We start from the raw sequence: 14450 nt of genomic DNA on the forward strand, positions 1-14450 counted from the left end.
AGAATCAAGACAGGAGGTCTGTGCTATGAATCAACGCATTTTGAGTGTATTGGAATTCCACAAAATAACGGAACAACTCGTCGCAAAAGCTGCTTCCTCTCTTGGTATTGAAAAAGCACGCCAGCTAAAACCGTCAACAGAAATTGAACAAGTGACAACTTGGCAAGATGAAACAGATGAAGCTTTTCACGTCATCCGATTAAAAGGTAATGTACCATTAGGTGGAATTACCGACATTAAGCCAAGCATTAAAAGAGCAGTGATAGGTGGTATCTTAACAACACATGAATGTTTAGATGTTGCGAGCACCATTTACGGCGGGAAGCAACTAAAACTTTTTATCGATAATTTAGAAGATATCGAATTACCGATCATTCAAGGACTCGCAGACGAAATTGTCCCTTTAAATGAGTTGGAACGAGAAATTAAAAGTTGTATCGATGATCATGGGCATATGATGGACGGTGCGTCGGATAAACTGAGAGGGCTCCGTTCGAAAATTCGAACCAATGAAAACAAGGTTCGTGATCGCTTAGATAATTTTACAAAAACAAAAGCGAAAATGTTATCCGATGCTATTATTACAATTCGAAACGACAGATACGTGCTGCCAGTTAAACAAGAATACCGATCAGCGATTGGTGGAATTGTTCACGATCAATCCGCTTCAGGTCAAACATTGTTTATGGAACCACAATCCGTTGTCGAATTAAACAATCAATTACAAGAAGCCCGGGTAGAAGAAAAACGAGAAATTGAAAGAATATTAAAAGAACTAACGATTCGTATTGCAGAAGATGAGGGCTATCTGATGCAAAATGTAGAAGCATTAGCAGAAATTGATTTTATCTTTGCTAGAGCAAAATTAAGTCATGATATGAAAGCAAGTCGACCAACCATGAATAATAATGGTATTATTAAAATGAAACAGGCGCGACATCCATTGATTGCAGCAGAGGAAGTAGTGGCCAATGATGTTGAATTAGGTATAGACTTCACCGCTATTGTCATTACAGGACCAAATACAGGTGGTAAGACCGTAACATTGAAGATGGTTGGACTTTGTACGTTAATGGCCCAATCCGGGTTACAAATACCTGCTTTAGATGGCTGTGAATTAGCAGTATTCTCTAATGTTTATGCCGACATTGGAGATGAACAGTCGATTGAACAAAGCTTAAGTACTTTTTCTTCTCATATGACAAATATTGTTGATATTTTAAATAGCTTTGACGATAAGTCGTTATTGTTATTTGATGAGCTAGGAGCAGGAACCGATCCACAAGAAGGTGCCGCTTTAGCTATGTCGATTTTGGATCATGTGGTCGCAAAAAAGGCACGAGTAATTGCTACTACACACTATCCTGAACTAAAAGCGTATGGTTTTAACCGTGATGGGGTAATTAATGCATCTGTTGAATTTAATGTTCAAACCTTAAGACCAACCTATCGACTTTTGATAGGTGTTCCAGGACGCAGTAATGCATTTGAGATTTCCAAGCGATTAGGATTAAACGATAAGGTCATCAATGAAGCGAAAAGTCATATCGGAACAGATTCTAAAAGTGTTGAAAATATGATTGCATCTCTAGAAGATTCAAGAAGAAATGCAGAATCAGATTATGAAAACGCGCACGATATTCTAGAAGAAGCAGAGCAATTAAAACGAGATGTAGAGAAACAATGGCAGCAGTTTGAAAAAGAACGGGAAGCTTTATATAAAAAGGCAGAAGAAAAAGCAGAAAAAGCTGTAACAAAAGCTCGGGAAGAAGCGGAAACCATTGTTGCGGAACTGCGAAATATGCAATCAGAAGCAGAGCTAAAAGAACATGAGTGGATCGAAGCAAAAAAACTTCTGAACGAAGCACGCCCCGAGTTAACGAAAAAACAGAAGAAACAAGAGCCCGTTTTTGACGAGGATAAGGCAAAAACCCTAAAACCTGGTGACGAGATAAAACTTTTAACGCTTGATCAAAAAGGAACGATCATCGAACAAACTGGAAAAAATGAATTTCAAGTACAAATTGGGATTATGAAGATGAAAGCGAAACGTAAAGATTTATTATTTGTGAGACGTGAAGAACCCAAAATGGAAAAACCATTAGCAACGGTTAGAGGTTCTAATTATCACGTCAAGCCTGAGCTTGATTTGCGTGGAGAACGATTCGAAGATGCCTTGCAACAGTTGGAAAAATATATGGACGATGCCTTGCTTGCTGGTTATAACAAAGTATCGATTATACATGGTAAAGGTACCGGAGCTTTACGAAAAGGGGTCAAAGATTTTGCAAGGAAGCATTCTAAAATAAATTCAGCACGTGATGGCGACATGGGTGAAGGTGGACTTGGTGTGACGGTACTGGAATTGAAATAAAAGGAGGTCATAAGAATGTCAGACTTTTGGGGAAATGTATTTGTTGAAACTGCGGCCCGTTATAGTGTTGCAATTCTTTGTTTAGTTGTTTTTTTAGTCATTTTTGAATTGGTTACATCTTACAAAAACTGGGAAGAAATCAAACGGGGAAATTTAAGTGTGGCGATGGCAACTGGGGGTAAAATGTTCGGGATTGCTAACATCATCCGCTATTCGATTGAACATAATGATACTATTTTAGAAAGTATTGTTTGGGGCGGTTATGGCTTCCTTTTATTATTATTTGGTTATTTTATTTTTGAGTTCCTCACACCTACTTATAAGATCGATCAGGAAATTGAGAGAGATAACCGTGCAGTTGGCCTGATTTCATTAGTGATTTCTGTAGGTTTATCTTATGTGATCGGCTCTAGTATCCAGTAGAGGAGTGGCATTTTGAAAACTTTAGCCTATGTGTTATTAGTAATTGCGATTATCTTTTTAGCAGTTGGTATTTATTATATCTTATCGGTATAAATAAGTGGAATAATTCAGAAGATATCGATACAAGCAAAGTATTAGGATGATTTTTTTGTAAATGTTATACTTATTAGGAAATCGTAATAATGAAGGAGGAATTCTTAATGGCAATTGTAGCAGCTAACGATGGTACTTTTAGCAATGAAACAAGTGAAGGTTTAGTATTAGCAGACTTTTGGGCTACTTGGTGTGGACCTTGTAAAATGATTGCACCAGTCCTAGAAGAAATAGATGGTGAAATGAGCGATCAAGTAAAAATCGTGAAATTAGATGTTGATGAAAATCAAGAAACAGCTGGAAAATATGGTGTAATGAGTATTCCAACATTACTACTTTTCAAAGATGGCGAAGTAGTAGACCAAGTAGTTGGATATCAACCAAAAGAAGCACTTGTTGAATTAATCAACAAACATGCATAATGAAAAATTACAATCCCTTATTACAGCAACAGTTGTAATAAGGGATTCTTTTCGGTAAATTAATAATGTGGTTACATACATTGACTGAGCAAATTTGTGAGAATGATGGATATATCGTCCAAAGTGGAAGGAAAAGTGGAGTCGTTTTGTCCGATAAATGGTTATATCGCCCAAAGCAGAAGGAAAAGTAGAGTCGTTTTGTCCGAAAAATGAGTATATCACCCAAAACAGAAAAAAGCAGAAACGCTTTGTACGAAAAACGGGGAGGTGAATCATATGAGAGATAATATAAAAGAGAAACTGGCAGTTTTACCAGCTCAACCTGGTTGTTACTTGATGAAGGATAAGCATGGAACGGTTATCTATGTTGGGAAGTCAAAGCTGCTTCGTAATCGGGTACGGTCTTACTTTATAGGAGCTAATGATCAAAAAACGCAGCGGCTTGTTCGAGAAATTAGAGATTTTGAATACATTGTGACCAGTTCAGAGATTGAAGCACTTATTTTAGAGATGAATCTAATTAAGAAATATGACCCAAAATATAATGTACTTCTTAAAGATGATAAGTCGTATCCTTTTTTGAAAATTACGAATGAGCGTCATCCACGCTTAATCATTACACGGAAGGTGAAAAAGGACAAAGGAAAATACTTTGGCCCATACCCTAATGTAATTGCAGCGAGGGAAACGAAGAAATTGTTAGATCGATTATATCCATTACGCAAGTGTAATAATCCAAGGGGACGTCATTGTCTTTATTATCATATGCATCAATGTTTAGCGTGCGCTGAAAAACCACCATCCAAAGAAGAATACCGACAAATCACACAAGAAATCGCAAGCTTCTTAAATGGTGGTCATGGCAAGATAAAAAAAGGATTAAAAGAAAAAATGCTGCATGCATCGGAAGAACTCAATTTCGAACGTGCAAAAGAATTTCGTGATTTAATACAACACATTGAATCGGTAATGGAACAACAGAAGATGACGATGACAGACGAAGTGGATCGAGATATCTTCAATTATAGTATTGATAAGGGTTGGATGTGTGTTCAAGTATTTTTTATTCGTCAGGGGAAATTAATTGAACGTGATGTTTCGTTATTTCCTTTTTTCGATGAGGCAGAAGATACATTCTTGAGTTTCATAGGCAGTTTTTATTTACATCATCATCATCCGAAACCAAAACAAATACTTGTACCAATTCCGACAGAAATCGAATTATTAAAAGAATTGTTAGGCATAGATGTCCATATTCCAATGCGCGGGCGCAAAAAGGAATTAGTAGAATTGGCAAAGAAAAACGCTGACATTGCATTGCAAGAAAAATTCAGCTTAATTGAACGTAACGAAGAAAGAACGATCCGTGCAGTTGAGCGATTAGGAGAAAAGCTTCATATAGAAACACCACATCGAATCGAAGCTTTTGATAACTCTAATATCCAAGGTACAGATCCAGTATCAGCTATGGTAGTTTTTGTTGATGGGAAACCTGCAAAAAAGGATTATCGAAAATATAAAATTAAGAATGTGGAAGGCCCGGATGATTACGATACTATGCGTGAAGTAATTAGACGAAGATACACAAGAGTTTTAAAAGAAGAAGCACCATTACCAGATTTAATTCTAGTCGATGGTTCAAAAGGGCAAATGTCAGCAGCTATCGAAGTATTAGAGAATGAATTAGGGCTCGACATTCCTTTATGTGGACTGGCAAAAGATGATAAGCACCGTACAAGTGAATTATTATACGGTGAGCCACCTACTGTAGTAGAACTGGACAGACGATCACAAGAATTTTATTTCATACAACGAATTCAGGATGAAGTGCACCGTTTTGCTATCACGTTCCATCGTCAGCTTAGAGGAAAAAGTGCTTTTCATTCTAAATTAGACGAAATTGAGGGTGTTGGTGAACAACGAAAAAAGCTTCTATTAACACATTTTAAATCTGTGAAAGAAATCGAAAAGGCGTCAATAGAGGACATAACAAAACTAGGTATTCCTAAGCCGGTGGCAGAAAAAATATTACATCAATTATTAGAAGAGAATTAAAGCCCTTTTTCAATGTAGAAAAGGGCTTTAATTATGTAAAACGTGAAAAGTAATATAATCTTTATTAATTTCTGCAACAGATTCACAGGCTTTATCTGATATTTGATAGATGGTCTCTGCTAAGAAACCCGATTCTAAATGAAAGTCTATTTCTTTTAATGTTTGTAATCTTGCTTTTATAATATCTCCGCTTAATTCAAAGAGATAGCCACGTCTTTTTTCTTGTGAAAGTATCAATTCTCCCCAACCTACATGTTGAAAGAATTCCTGAATCTCTTCAATGTTCATACATTCTGCTTGTCTTGCAAGATTTTTACCCATTACATACAAAATTTGATCAGATTCCTGCCCGAGCATGTCTGGCAGAGCGATGTAACGTAGTAAATCATATCCACTACTAGTTGTTTGTAAGTTTGCTAGAACAGTAGCAATGTTTGTCTTTTTATTTGTCACTAGATTGATCCCCTCTCTTACCGCAATCACTTAAACATATAATTAGCTTAGTTTCATTATCGCTTTTTTCGATAAATTCTGCAATCGTTCAAAAGTAACTTTATTAATATATTTCCTTTAAGGATGGAGAGAATTAATTCTAGAAATAGTATTCGTTTTCTTGACGCTTTTTGCTGATAGAAGTACAATAGTTGTGGTACCAATATACGAAATCTTTGGATGGGACTTCTCGTGAGAAGGATGAAACGAAAGAAAATTTTTTGTTACGAGATGTAAAGCGCTTCACAAGAAAGCGAATAACCTGGAGTCGTATGTTGAAATTATGACTAGAACTAGAGGGGGGTACACAAAAGGTGGAGAATAGGGAATTCTTTTATCGCAGATTACATTCACTATTGGGGGTTGTGCCGATAGGAATATTTCTAATCCAGCACTTGGTTGTTAACCATTTTGCAGTTTATGGAGCAGAAAGTTTTAACAAAGCGGCACAGTTTATGCACGATTTACCATTCCGACTCATGCTAGAGATCTTTATTATTTTTCTTCCAATTCTATTCCATGCAGTCTTAGGGGTGTACATTGTATTTGTCGCCAAAAATAACACCAGACGTTACGGCTATTTCCGTAATTGGATGTTTTTCCTGCAACGAATTACAGGAATTATCACACTGGTCTTTATTGTATGGCATGTTTGGGAAACACGTGTTCAAATTGGAATGGGAACAGAAGAGTTGGATTATAGCTTGATGGAAAATATTTTAGCAAATCCAGTAATGTTCTGGTTCTATGTACTTGGTGTTGTTTCAACAACATTCCATTTTGCCAACGGTCTATGGAGCTTTTTAGTAAGCTGGGGTGTAACCGTTACACCGCGCTCACAAAAAATAGCTACATATGCAACATTATTAATTTTTCTAGCAGTAACATATATCGGTGTACGCGCATTGTTCGCGTTCGTTTAAAAAGTAGTAAGAATGTAAAGGGAGTGAGTATAAATGAGTGATCACAATATAGTTATTGTTGGTGGTGGTCTTGCAGGTCTTATGGCCACTATAAAAGCAGCAGAAGCAGGAACACACGTTGATTTGTTATCAATCGTACCTGTAAAACGATCTCACTCTGTTTGTGCACAAGGTGGAATTAATGGTGCAGTAAATACAAAAGGGGAAGGCGATTCTCCTTGGGAACACTTTGATGATTCTGTATATGGTGGTGATTTCTTAGCAAATCAGCCACCAGTAAAAGCGATGTGTGACGCTGCGCCAGGAATTATACATATGCTCGATCGTATGGGAGTAATGTTTAATCGTACGCCTGAGGGGTTGCTTGACTTCCGTCGATTTGGTGGGACACAGCATCATCGTACAGCATATGCAGGTGCGACAACAGGGCAACAATTGTTATATGCACTAGACGAGCAAGTACGTCGTTATGAAGTGCAAGGGTTAGTAACGAAATATGAAGGTTGGGAATTTGTTTCAGCCATCATTGATGCTGATGGTGTTGGCCGAGGTGTAATTGGTCAGAATGTTAAATCACATGAATTAAAAGCCTTCAAAGCAGATGCAACGATTTTAGCATCTGGTGGACCAGGAATTATCTTTGGTAAATCAACTAACTCCGTTATTAATACAGGTTCTGCAGCAGCAGCACTTTACTTACAAGGTGGGGTTTACGCAAATGGTGAATTCATCCAAATCCACCCAACGGCAATTCCAGGAGATGATAAACTTCGTCTTATGAGTGAATCTGCTCGTGGTGAAGGTGGACGTGTCTGGACCTATAAAGATGGGGAACCATGGTATTTCTTAGAAGAAAAATATCCAGCATACGGTAACTTAGTACCGCGTGACATTGCAACACGTGAAATATTTGATGTCTGTGTTAATCAAAAACTTGGTATCAATGGCGAAAACATGGTATATCTTGATCTTTCTCATAAAGATCCAAAAGAGTTGGATGTCAAACTAGGTGGAATCATCGAAATTTACGAGAAATTTGTTGGGGAAGACCCGCGTAAAGTTCCGATGAAGATCTTCCCAGCCGTTCACTACTCTATGGGTGGACTATGGGTAGATTATGACCAAATGACAAACATCCCTGGTATTTTCGCTGCTGGTGAGTGTGATTATACGCAACATGGTGCAAACCGTCTAGGAGCTAACTCATTACTATCATCTATTTATGGTGGTATGGTTGCTGGACCGAATGCGATTAAGTACATGGATGGATTAGAGAAAACAGCAGAAGATGTAGCGGATACTGTTTTCGAAACACACTTAAAAGAAGAAGAAGCAAAATTCGAAGAACTTTTAAACATGCGTGGCGAAGAGAATGCGTATCAAATCCATAAAGAATTAGGCGAATGGATGACAGATAACGTAACCGTTGTGCGTGATAATGACAAGTTACTTAAAACAGATGAAAAGATACAAGAATTACTGGAGCGTTGGGAAAACATCAATATGGATGATACATCTCGTTGGAATAACTCCGGTGTTATGTTTACTCGTCAATTGAAAAACATGTTGCATTTAGCTCGTGTTATTACACAAGGTGCATATAATCGTAATGAAAGCCGTGGTGCTCATTATAAACCAGAATTCCCTGATCGTAATGATGAAGAATGGCTAAAAACAACGAAAGCATCCTTTGACAAAGCAACAGAATCACCTAAGTTTGAATACGAAGATGTTGATGTATCATTAATTGAACCGAGAAAACGTGACTATAGTAAGAAAAAATAGAAGGGGGTAGCGAGAGATGGCACAAGAAACATTGACAATGATAGTAACCCGCCAAGATAGCCCTGATTCTCCTCCCTATGAGGAGACTTTCAAGGTAAAATACCGCAAGAACATGAACATCATTTCTGCGTTAATGGAGACACAACAAAATCCGGTCAATGCAGAGGGGAAAAATGTGGCACCAGTTCAATGGGAATCCAACTGTCTTGAAGAAGTTTGTGGTGCATGCTCGATGGTCATCAATGGAGAACCGAGACAAGCATGTTCAACACTTGTCGATAAATTAGAACAACCGATACGAGTTGCGCCAATGTCAACTTTTCCAGTTGAACGTGACTTAGTCGTAGATCGTAGTCGTATGTTTGACTCCTTGAAAAAGGTAAAAGCATGGATACCAATCGATGGTACGCATGACTTAGGACCTGGACCAAGAATGCCAGAGAAAAAGCGTCAATGGGCATATGAACTATCAAAATGTATGACATGTGGTGTTTGCTTAGAAGCTTGTCCAAACGTTAACAGTAAGTCAGACTTTATTGGACCTGCAGCATTATCTCAAGTTCGCTTATTCAATGCCCACCCAACTGGTGAAATGAATAAGAGTGAACGTTTAGAAGGATTAATGGAAGATGGCGGCATTACAGGATGCGGTAACTCACAAAACTGTGTGCAAGTTTGTCCAAAAGGAATTCCTTTAACAACTTCAATCGCAGCACTAAACCGTGATACCAACATCCAATCATTCAAAAACTTCTTCGGAAGCGACCACGCATATTAATTTATACTAAAACCCTTCTCCGCTGTATGCGTGAGAAGGGTTTTTTGTAATCCTCAACGAGTTGCCAGTAAACTACTTGAAGTTGCCAGTAAATCGGGAGAGTTGCCAGTAAATCAGCAAAGTTGCCAGTAAACTACGTGAAGTTGCCAGTAAATTAGGAAAGTTGCCAGTAAATCAAGAAAGTTACTTGTAAACTACTCGAAGTTGCTATGAGGTGGATTATATGTAACGTAAGTAGAAGCTATAAGATCATGAATGGCTCGATGATCATCTCTTTGTGAAATAAAGGTAGCGCTAACAATAGTTAAGATGCCGATAGTTGCATTGTAAAGAATGGAGGATACTGGCTCACGTAGGATCAACGAAAAAACAGTTAACTTTTCACCAGAAAGTGATGCAATTCGTATCCCAATAAGTCTCTTGCCAATTGTGTAACCGTTCCAAAAATAAGGGAAAAAAATAAAGTAGAACAAGGAAATTCCATTAACCACAATTAAGAAATGAAAATCTATTAAGATATTTACAATAAGGCTTACTACCAATAAAATTACCAAATCAATCAATGATGCAAATACGCGCTCTGGTAATCCCACTGGACTATCTGTAATCACGTTCATTAAAGCACACCTCATTCCTTTTTATACCATAATATCATAAATAAGCATTCCTATAATCACAACAACAAAAAAATGATCGAAAATGTGTTTGATTTAGACGTTTGTAGAGCACACCTTAACTTCAGTTGACATATTATAAGATTGACTAAGTAATTACCCTCTTATTTTCAACGCCCTAAAGTTAGCAAGGAGGGGTTCACATTTGAAAGATAATGACTACAAGCCGAAGCAATTATTAACGAAACGGGAAAGAGAAGTATTTGAACTATTAGTTCAGGATAAAACAACCAAGGAAATCGCCCAGGAATTATTCATCTCGCAAAAAACAGTGAGGAATCATATCTCAAACGCAATGCAGAAGTTGGGTGTTAAGGGGCGCTCGCAAGCTGTAGTGGAGTTGTTGCGAATGGGCGAGTTAGAGCTTTAAATGAAAACCAGTTATTCTCTAAAAAGGATAACTGGTTTTTCTGTGTGGGCTCATATATTCGGAAAAGTAAATATTAGCGAGTAATCGCAATAATAAAATTGAATTAGGCAATAAATACTAGTAATTAATGTTTGCAAGTGATAAAATCATGGTAAAAATCAACAAGAATGGGAGATTCCTATGGGGTTTTTATCAAAATTATTTAGTAATAAAAAAGATGAAACACAAAAAAGAAGCACGCTTACGAAGAAAAAAACTACATCTCATAAAAAGAAAGATAGTGAAAATGTAGCAAAACGAAAAGGGGAAATCGGGGAGTACAAAATTAATATTCAATTAGATCAACTTCCAAAAGAATATATGCATTTAGAAGATGTAATGGTTAAGAACACAAAAGGTAAAACTGGTTATTCTCAAATTGATCATATCCTGATATCACCATATGGAATTTTTGTAATAGAAACGAAAAATTATCAAGGAACGATTTATGGTGGGAAAGACAGAAAAGTATGGTCGGTAAATGGTAAATTTAAAATGATGAATCCGTTTAAGCAAAATTACGGTCATATTCAAGCATTGAAAGCATTCATTGATGAGAAATATCATCCATTTTTTATTTCAATGGTATCTTTTACAAAACGATGTACCTTCAAACTAAATGATACGGAGTTGAGAAAAATTGCTTCCAACGAATTACTAGTTTATGACGTCGAATTATCAGATTACATTGCCAGAAAAATAGCCGTTAATAAACATCAATATAAAGATCCGTTTATAACAGATAGTGAAATCCAAAAGATTTATGCTCAAGTTGAAAAATCAAATATTACTGATCAATCTATAAGAAAGCAGCATGTAGATTCATTGAAGAAAGAGAATAAAGAATCAAAAGAAGAAGGGGCGAAGTGCAAAATTTGCCATAAACCTGTATCGGCTAAAGTGAAAGCATATTGTTTATCTAATAGGACATTTAAAGGTGAAATCTATTGTTATGATCATCAGAAAAACATTTGATTTGTAATTGAAATTAGATAGACTTCTAATACCATATGGGAGCAGGGTGTTAAGGGGCGCTCGCAAGCTGTAGTAAAGTTATTGCGAATGGGCGAGTTAGAGCTTTAAATGAAAACCAGTTATTCTCTAAAAATGATAACTGGTTTTCTGTGATTGTATCACTTTTCTAGTTTTTAATCTTTTTATCACCAAGCCAAACTTACTTCAAACTTCAGGTTATACAAAAAAGAGGACGCTAAACATCCTGATAAGCTTCGCTAACGATACAAAAGTCACACTGATCAAAAGCCTCTCTTTATTCAATATATAAGGAACATAAGTCACTTATAAGTGCATAGTTATTTAGTTCTATTCACATAAAATCCACCGGGTAAATTGGACGATTTATAATATGGAATCTTACTATTCCTATACTTTACAAAGGAATAAATATACTAATTAAGGTAATATATAGGAGGTAATGTGTTATTATGGCGATGAATAAATGGAAGGAGATGGTAAATGTTATAATTATAATTAAAAATGTAAACGCTTTAGTAACCAAGGCCTAGCCAACTTAATTTAAAACAGGAGGAATTTATATGATGAGAAGTAAAGTGAAGTGGACGCTAATAATTATTTTAGTCCTAACTATGATAATTGTAGGCTCAAATGAGAAAGTATCAGCCGGTATTGCAGATGAAAAGTTCCTTGGTAACATTACAGCAGGTTATATCCCTTCTGACTTTGGCGAATACTGGGATCAAGTAACTCCTGAAAATTCCACAAAATGGGGTAGTGTTGAGGCAAGCAGAGGCAATATGAACTGGAGCGATGCAGATGCGAGTTATAATTATGCATTATCAAACAACTTTCCATTTAAATTTCATACCTTAGTGTGGGGGAGTCAAGAACCTAGTTGGGTGAGCGGATTATCTCCTTCAGAGCAACGAGCGGAAGTAACGGAATGGATCCAAGCAGCGGCACAAAGATATGGTGACGCAGAATATATCGATGTAGTTAATGAGCCGCTTCATGCTCCACCTTCTTATAAAAATGCAATTGGTGGCGACGGTGCTACTGGTTGGGACTGGATTATCTGGTCATTTGAGAAAGCAAGACAAGCCTTTCCGAATGCAGAATTGCATTTAAATGAATACGGTATCATTAGTGATCCAAATGCTGCAGCAGAATATGTAGAGATTGTGAATATTTTGAATGATAGAGGATTGATAGATGGCGTTGCCATTCAGGCTCATCATTTTAACATGAATACGGTAAGTGTCAATACGATGAACCAAGTATTAGATATGCTTGAATCTACAGGTGTACCAATCTATGTATCAGAATTAGATATGAGTGGTGATGATCAAACTCAACTTGCACGCTATCAAGAAAAATTCCCTGTTTTCTGGGAACATCCTGCCGTACAAGGGGTAACATTATGGGGTTATCTGGAGGGTGAAACATGGGCAGATAATACTCATTTGAAAAATAGTTCCGGACAGGAGCGTCCTGCACTTCAATGGTTGAAACAGTATTTTGACTCTTCGGATGGTGGTAATGGTAATCCTGGATCAGGTGCCTATGCCGATTTTGAATCAGGACTAGATGGTTGGAGTGGTTCAAATCTAGATGCTGGACCATGGTCAACGGATGCCTGGAGTTCAAAAGGAGATCGGTCTCTACAGGGAGATATAAATATGTCTAGTGGAGACGCCCATTACCTATCAAGAACAGGAAACTTTTCGTTTACAGGAAATGAACTAAGAGCAACTGTGAGAGCTGCTTCGTGGGGTAATTTTGGAAGCGGATTAGGTGTCAAATTATTTGTAAAGCATGGTAATAATTACGAATGGAAAGCCAGTGATTGGCAAACTATAAATGCAGGTGATCAAATTGATTTATCCTTGGATTTATCGGGCGTGAATAAATCAGATATTCGCGAATATGGCGTGCAATTCATTGACGGTAACAACTCTTCAGGTGTTACTGCTGTATATGTAGATAATGTATATCTGTGGGATTAAGAACCTGATTAAGTAAAGTAGCATTATTTTCAGTTCGCTTTTTTTAAAAAAAAGGCGAACTTTTTTCTGTTTTAGGACTTTGTCGTAATCTTTTTGTCAAAATTTATAACAAAGGTAGAAGCTGTTTTCAAGATTGAAAAACCGGGTATATTAAACTATACAACACATAAACTCATTCAGATATTTAAATCCAAAGAAAGGAATGTGAATGATCAATGTCTACTAAAGATAAACAGAATATTGAGATGATTTCAGAAAATATTCTCAGACAAAAAGATGAAATTGTACATGAAATACCTATACCAGATGTTCAAGCAATTAATATTAAAGAAACATTAATAAAATGGAGAAAAGCGTTAATTGATGTTTATGCAGAATCAATTGTTTCACACAATGACATTCCAATAGAATCACTAGAGAACTGGAGTGTTCAAGTTAGTGATAAATTATTAGATTTAATGCTGCCTCTTAATATTGCCTTAGAAGAAATTAGTAATTATAGAGATACTATTAGCGGAATTATTAAAAAGGAAGCACTAAATACAGATTTTTCACTCGAAGAATATCATGAGACTTTAATCAATTTTAATTATATAGTGGATCAAGCCATAAAATTTGTAAGTAAGAACTATATGAGAGATTACAACGATACTATCTCCAAAGCCAGGTATGCGGTTGATGAGTTATCAATACCATTGGTTAAGATTACGGAAACGGTGGGTATTATTCCGATTATTGGAGAAATTGATACAAATCGTGCGGATCAACTGATGAAAAACGGTTTAAAGCAAGGTAGTGAAGAAGACTTGGAATGTATCGTTATTGATTTATCAGGAGTAAATGCAATCGATACTATGGTTGCACATCAGCTTTTTAAAGTAATTGAGTCATTAGAACTCATCGGTATTCAGCCTGTCTTAAGTGGAATAAGACCAGATATCGTGCAAACGATGGTAAGTTTAGGGATTAATATGAGACATGTTAGAACATTTAACAGTCTTCACCAAGCACTTAATAGAATCGGAGCTTTTTAAGTGT

Annotated in this window: 13 protein-coding genes and 1 pseudogene; 12 read left to right on the forward strand and 2 right to left on the reverse strand. The window is 36.6% G+C overall.

Features of this window, described 5'->3' with window-relative positions; translation table 11 throughout:
- Positions 1–25 precede the first annotated feature (25 nt).
- From BUC25_RS08485 to uvrC, 4 genes are all read left to right on the forward strand, one after another.
- Positions 26–2374 carry an endonuclease MutS2 gene (locus tag BUC25_RS08485; protein WP_073201448.1) on the forward strand — a complete coding sequence of 783 codons (2349 nt, stop codon included), beginning with the start codon at positions 26–28 and terminating at the stop codon, positions 2372–2374.
- 15 nt (positions 2375–2389) lie between these two features.
- On the forward strand, positions 2390–2797 hold the full coding sequence (locus BUC25_RS08490) for a DUF350 domain-containing protein (protein WP_073201449.1): 408 nt from the start codon (positions 2390–2392) through the stop codon (positions 2795–2797).
- Positions 2798–2997: 200 nt separating this feature from the next.
- Positions 2998–3312, forward strand: coding sequence for a thioredoxin (trxA, locus tag BUC25_RS08495; RefSeq protein ID WP_073201450.1), 315 nt, complete (start codon positions 2998–3000; stop codon positions 3310–3312).
- Positions 3313–3588: 276 nt separating this feature from the next.
- On the forward strand, positions 3589–5367 hold the full coding sequence (gene uvrC, locus BUC25_RS08500) for an excinuclease ABC subunit UvrC (RefSeq protein WP_073201451.1): 1779 nt from the start codon (positions 3589–3591) through the stop codon (positions 5365–5367).
- A 27-nt stretch (positions 5368–5394) separates the two neighbouring features.
- Here the strand turns inward: uvrC and BUC25_RS08505 are convergent, their stop codons facing one another.
- Positions 5395–5820: a DUF2507 domain-containing protein gene (locus BUC25_RS08505; RefSeq protein ID WP_073201452.1), complete on the reverse strand. Its 426-nt coding sequence runs from the start codon at positions 5818–5820 to the stop codon at positions 5395–5397.
- A gap of 353 nt (positions 5821–6173) precedes the next feature.
- Here BUC25_RS08505 and BUC25_RS08510 point away from each other — a divergent pair, with 353 nt between their 5' ends.
- From BUC25_RS08510 to sdhB, 3 genes are read left to right on the forward strand one after another with little or no spacing between them, the layout of a single operon-like run.
- Complete coding sequence (locus BUC25_RS08510; RefSeq protein ID WP_073201453.1) at positions 6174–6782, forward strand: succinate dehydrogenase cytochrome b558 subunit; 609 nt, start codon at positions 6174–6176, stop codon at positions 6780–6782.
- A 33-nt stretch (positions 6783–6815) separates the two neighbouring features.
- Positions 6816–8567: a succinate dehydrogenase flavoprotein subunit gene (gene sdhA, locus BUC25_RS08515; RefSeq protein WP_073201454.1), complete on the forward strand. Its 1752-nt coding sequence runs from the start codon at positions 6816–6818 to the stop codon at positions 8565–8567.
- Between the two features lie 16 nt (positions 8568–8583).
- Positions 8584–9345 carry a succinate dehydrogenase iron-sulfur subunit gene (gene sdhB / locus BUC25_RS08520; protein ID WP_073201455.1) on the forward strand — a complete coding sequence of 254 codons (762 nt, stop codon included), beginning with the start codon at positions 8584–8586 and terminating at the stop codon, positions 9343–9345.
- Between the two features lie 194 nt (positions 9346–9539).
- Here sdhB and BUC25_RS08525 read toward each other — a convergent pair whose 3' ends face one another.
- Complete coding sequence (locus BUC25_RS08525) at positions 9540–9962, reverse strand: RDD family protein (RefSeq protein ID WP_073201456.1); 423 nt, start codon at positions 9960–9962, stop codon at positions 9540–9542.
- A 202-nt stretch (positions 9963–10164) separates the two neighbouring features.
- Here BUC25_RS08525 and BUC25_RS08530 point away from each other — a divergent pair, with 202 nt between their 5' ends.
- The 5 genes and pseudogenes from BUC25_RS08530 to BUC25_RS08545 all read left to right on the forward strand — a co-directional run bounded on the left by BUC25_RS08530 (position 10165) and on the right by BUC25_RS08545 (position 14446).
- Positions 10165–10389, forward strand: a complete 225-nt coding sequence (locus BUC25_RS08530) for a helix-turn-helix domain-containing protein (protein ID WP_054859055.1) — start codon at positions 10165–10167, stop codon at positions 10387–10389.
- Positions 10390–10569: 180 nt separating this feature from the next.
- Positions 10570–11403: a nuclease-related domain-containing protein gene (locus BUC25_RS08535; protein WP_073201457.1), complete on the forward strand. Its 834-nt coding sequence runs from the start codon at positions 10570–10572 to the stop codon at positions 11401–11403.
- Positions 11404–12035: 632 nt separating this feature from the next.
- Positions 12036–12923, forward strand: a pseudogene (locus tag BUC25_RS08540) (endo-1,4-beta-xylanase); the annotation flags it as partial.
- Positions 12912–13412 carry a hypothetical protein gene (locus BUC25_RS19780; protein WP_342039394.1) on the forward strand — a complete coding sequence of 167 codons (501 nt, stop codon included), beginning with the start codon at positions 12912–12914 and terminating at the stop codon, positions 13410–13412. The pseudogene BUC25_RS08540 and the gene BUC25_RS19780, both read left to right, overlap by 12 nt.
- 215 nt (positions 13413–13627) lie before the next feature.
- The gene (locus BUC25_RS08545) at positions 13628–14446 is read left to right on the forward strand and encodes an STAS domain-containing protein (RefSeq protein WP_073201459.1); all 819 of its coding nucleotides are present in this window, start codon (positions 13628–13630) and stop codon (positions 14444–14446) included.
- Positions 14447–14450 lie beyond the last annotated feature (4 nt).

The sequence above is a fragment of the Gracilibacillus kekensis genome, assembly GCF_900143085.1.
In the GTDB taxonomy this organism is placed as follows: Bacteria; Bacillota; Bacilli; order Bacillales; family Amphibacillaceae; genus Gracilibacillus; species Gracilibacillus kekensis.